General features: G+C 73.4%; 1 protein-coding gene. It reads right to left on the bottom strand.

The window, feature by feature from the left end:
• Positions 1-154: 154 nt before the first annotated feature.
• On the bottom strand, positions 155-1,840 hold the full coding sequence (locus D7V97_RS42730) for a HEAT repeat domain-containing protein (protein WP_120616239.1): 1,686 nt from the start codon (positions 1,838-1,840) through the stop codon (positions 155-157).
• Between the last annotated feature and the right edge of the window lie 16 nt (positions 1,841-1,856).

Raw genomic sequence — 1,856 nt, 5'->3', positions numbered from 1 at the left:
GCGCGCGGCCGTGGAAGCAGGGGAGGGACCGGTGCTCGTCATTGAGGGACGAGGCGAGCTCCAGCCGCGAGGGCGTGACGGCGTGGATCATCGGGACGGGGGCGGCCATGGGGGGCTGGACTCTAACCGCCGCGACCGGGGGTGCCAGTCCGTCTCAGGGAGGGGTGGACGTGGCCAACCGGGAGGCCGCCACGGCCCGGACCTCGGGGGACGGATCCCGCTCGCGGGCCAGCTCCAGGAGGAGGACACCGACGGGCTTCGGCAGCTTCGCGTTCGACGCCTGCAGGGCCTGCGTGCGCTCCTTCACGCCCTGCGACAGCCGCTCGGCCACCTGCTGATCCGCGCAGGTGCGGACGCCGGGGTGCTGCTGGCGCAGGAGCAGCTCCGCGTCCGCGAGCTTCGCCTCCGCGAGGCGCACCGCGTCCTGGGCGGTGCGCTCGAAGGAGGCCAGGTCCTCCGGGAACTCCGTCTTCACCGCGCGGGCCCGGGTGATGGCCTGGGATGCGAACCGGGCGTCCACCACCGCCGCGCACAGCTGCCGGGCGGCCGCCAGGGGCACCCCACCCTCCTCCGACACCGCCTCGTCGCGCGCCGTGGTCTGCGCCCACACGGAGAGCTGCCGGGCCGCCACCGCCGCGGAGAACGCCTGATGGCGCTGCTCGCGCAACTGCACCCAGCGCCACAGCACCACCGGATCCGTGCCGCCGGACTCGTACACGCGCTGGTACTGGCTGGCGGCGGCTTCGAACTGGCCGCTCAAATCCAACAGCGCCGCGACCGTCAGGTACAGCTCCGGGCTGCTGGCGCGCTCCCGCAGGGACTCCAGCCGGACGGCCACCTCGTACGCGGCCACGGGGGCGGGCAGCGCGGAGAGCACCGAGCGCAGCGACTCCAGCGCGTTCTGGCGGATCAACGGATTGCGGGCCGAGCGCAGCGCCTCCAGCAGCGGATCCAACGCGCGCACCGACACGTGCTGCCCCAGCTCCTCCGCCGCCTGCCAGCGGTCCAGCGGATCCGGCGCGATGAGCGCGCGCTTCAGGTCCTCCAGGTCGCGCAGGTAGTGGCCCGCCTGCATGGCGCGCGCGGCGGGCTCGGTCCGGGCCAGGGCGCCCTGTTCAGCGCGGGCGCGGGCGAGGCGCGCGGGGAAGCCCGTGAGCTTCGGCCCCAGCGGGTGGACCTTCACCTTGGCCTCGGCCTCGTCCACGAGCCCGGAGACGAGCAGCCCCTCCAGCTCCAGTTCGAGCAACCGGACGCGGGCCTCCTCGCGGTGCACGCCCGAGCCGAAGTCGCGCAGGTAGGCGAAGAGCTTCCCGGCGTCGGTGGCCTGGGCGTACGACTCGTCATCCAGCTTCCGCTCCAGCTCGTCGCGGCGCGGGCCCTCGGACTCCCCGCGCAGGAGCGTCGTCATGCGCGCGAGGTCGGTCGTGGAGCGCACCTCGCGCCCCTGGGCCGCCAGCAGCAGGGCCTTCGCCTCGTCCTTGTGGGTGCCGTCGGGATGATCCGCGAGGAACTGCTGCCACGCCGCCTCGGTGTCCACCTGCTTCGCCGCGTTGAAGCGCAGGCCCTCCAGCAGCGACTTCACCACCCGCTGCTGCGGCGCGTCCGGGTACGTCTCCAGGAAGCGCTTGTAGGCGATGACCGAGTGCAGCCGCTTCGCCTCGTCGAACTCCAGCCCCTCGATGCGCCCCTGCGCCGTCGTGGCTTCCGGATCATCGGGATTCTCGCGCAGGAAGTCGCGGTAGGCCTGGACGGTGTCCTGTTCGCTCGCGCGCTCGAAGGACAGGTGGGAGCAACCGGTGGCCAGGAGCAGCAGGGCGAGGGCGCGGCGGAGGGTGGGCATTCCCCTCCAGCAATAC

Origin of the sequence: Corallococcus sp. CA053C (genome assembly GCF_003611675.1) — a bacterium.
Taxonomy (GTDB): Bacteria; Myxococcota; Myxococcia; order Myxococcales; family Myxococcaceae; genus Corallococcus.
This window is presented reverse-complemented; position numbering and strand designations above follow the sequence as displayed.

What these genes read in the sequence shown, in the direction of transcription:
- D7V97_RS42730 (WP_120616239.1), bottom strand. Translation starts at nt 1,840, where the DNA reads ATGCCCACCCTCCGCCGCGCCCTCGCCCTGCTGCTCCTGGCCACCGGT.